Origin of the sequence: Photobacterium marinum (genome assembly GCF_000331515.1) — a bacterium.
GTDB classification, from domain to species: domain Bacteria; phylum Pseudomonadota; class Gammaproteobacteria; order Enterobacterales; family Vibrionaceae; genus Photobacterium; species Photobacterium marinum.
Genome location: NZ_AMZO01000067.1, coordinates 1 through 2,375, shown reverse-complemented (window position 1 = coordinate 2,375; position 2,375 = coordinate 1). Strand labels below are relative to the sequence as shown.

At 38.5% G+C, this 2,375-nt stretch carries 2 protein-coding genes; both read left to right on the top strand.

Annotated elements, in window-relative coordinates:
* Window positions 1–1,207 precede the first annotated feature (1,207 nt).
* Complete coding sequence (locus tag C942_RS24150) at window positions 1,208–1,627, top strand: hypothetical protein (RefSeq protein ID WP_036801848.1); 420 nt, start codon at window positions 1,208–1,210, stop codon at window positions 1,625–1,627.
* Window positions 1,617–2,135 (top strand): hypothetical protein, encoded by a 519-nt coding sequence (locus C942_RS24145; protein WP_036801846.1) that lies wholly within the window; start codon window positions 1,617–1,619, stop codon window positions 2,133–2,135. The genes C942_RS24150 and C942_RS24145 overlap by 11 nt, the downstream gene beginning before the upstream one ends.
* Window positions 2,136–2,375: the final 240 nt, after the last annotated feature.

Sequence of the window (2,375 nt, the reverse complement as noted above, 5' to 3'; positions counted from 1 at the left end):
CTTTTCGGTATAACGAACTGTGAATTTGGCTGGCTTTGTCCGCAGCTCGCTTGATTTTCCAGTTGTTCTCGCTGTCAGAAATGCCAGAAATATCATCGAAAAAAGTTCCTAATTTTTGGCTAAGGGTTATCAGGTTTTAATCCTTGCTATTTTCCCCGTAGCTTTCGATTTAAATCTGTTGGCAAAGAGCAATTCTTTGTCCTGTGTCTACTGCTCCAATTCCTCTGAAAATCACCCGCACAAAATCCATTAAAAAGAGGCTAGGTGTATAATATTTAAGGCTAAAATTGAGCGATTTCAAATTTATACATTTTGTTTGTTGTATGATGCCTTAATCATATGGCAGGTAAATAATTCTGTTCGGCGGTAGCGTGCCAAATTTAAGTTAACTACTTGAAATATAGCCATAACAAAGGCATCAAGGTGACACGTTACACTCGGCAGTTTTGGTATGGAGTTTAGTGCGCTTGGTAGGTTCGGTGTCGGTGCACCTTATGCCCGGCGTTATGGCACAAAAGCACAGGCAACGTGGTTTTTGCTTCAAGCTCTGCGGGTCAAGTTTAGCGGCTATTAAGTCGATCTTCTCTGGCGATATATCTGAACGCTTTCAGTGTATAACGAACTGTGAATATAGCGGGTTTTGTCCGCAGCACGCTTGATTTGCCTGTTGTGTTTGTTGTCAGAAATGCCAGAAACTTCATCGATAATCAGCTTTTAAATTTTGGCTAAAGGCTAACAGATTTCAGTTTTCACAAACCTTCCCGAAGCTTCTGGTTTATATCTGTTGGTAAAAAGCCATTCTTTGTCCTGTGGCTACTGATTTTACTAGTTGGTTCATGAAGTTATGTATCAATTTCTGTTCGGTTTTTATCGGTAGGGTAAACTGGCAGGTGTTCGAACTGGTATTTCTGTCGCGGAAGCGTATCTGGTAAGTGACTAAATTTCCTTGAGTTTGCCATAATAAGGCAATCAAGGTGATCCATTGCACTCGGTGGTTTTGGTTTGAAGTTCGGTGTGCTTTGCTGGTTTAGTGCGGGGCACCTTATTGCAGGTGTTAGCCCTTGAATTGAGTTCGGTTTATGAACGTAAATGTATGATATATCAATCGATTAAATTTTAATTGGCTCTCAATGTCTTTTGTTTCATCATGTTCTATGGTTTTTTAATGTCATTATAACCCTATTTCAACTAATAGGGATTTAGAGTTATGGTTAGACAATGTCCTGCGATATCGAATATATCATTTGATCAAGATAGTTTAGATGCAATCGCTGAAATTCAAGAGATTCATGATCTAAAAAAATATGGTCGTATCGCAGTTTTTCTTGGGCATTTTTTAACTATATTTGGTGGTGTGGGTCTAAAGGGGGCTTCGGGATCTGGTGCTTTAAGGTTAGAAAATAAAATGTTATTTAAGCTTGGTGCTTCTGATGCAAATCAAGCCAGTTGGAACTTGACCCAAGTTAATTGGGAATATTTTCTCATGTCTTTTCAAGGATTAGACCGATTAGCTCTACAGCAAATAGAAAAAATAGCATATAGGCAAGCTCATTTACATATATCAAAATCTAAAGAGTATCAATTCTGGCGTTCTATCTACTTAGGGTGTACACCAAATGTTAAATAGATTTTTGTTGCTTGCTTTATGTTTATTTTCATTTTCAGCTCATTCTGAGTTAACTGAAGAGATGAAATATGGTTCAGTATTGCTTCAAATAAATGTGGCTAAATTTGAGGAAAAGCAAACGGAGTGTATGAATCGTGTTAGAGATTATAGGTTGCCGGTTGAGGAGAGAGAAGTACTTAAAAAGCTTGATGCTAGTATTTCAAAAGGGCTGTATTTCTTGTATAAAAAATCATTTGATGATTGTACTCAACCTGAATTATTTGAGCTTTCACAGACATTGCTTCAATTGCAAGAGCTGAATAAAAAAGAAAATAATAAAGTTATTAATGAGCAAATTCGTCTAATAAGACAATTGGTGTTTACTGGTTCCGATATATACAATCAAAGGTTTTATGACTCTCTGTCAGAATTCGAGAAGGAGATACTCGAGAGTATTCCGTCATTCAAAAAGCCATTTGATTCTCTTCAAGTATTAGATGTTATTCAAAGCTTTTCTCAAGCCGAGTAAACACATCTGGCTAACAAGGCAATCAAGGGTGACGCTTTACATTCGGTGGGTTTGGTATAAAGTTTGGTGCGCTTTGCTGGTTCAGCGGGGCGCACCTTATTGCAGGCTACATGGACTCCCCCGGTTGTCAATAACAGCGTCAGGTGATAGAAGGTTTGGGACTGCCGCTCTACATTCGGTCTGTTTACTGGCTTTCGATGCCATGACCCGGTGAAGTTGGTTAATCCGTTAGAAAACAGC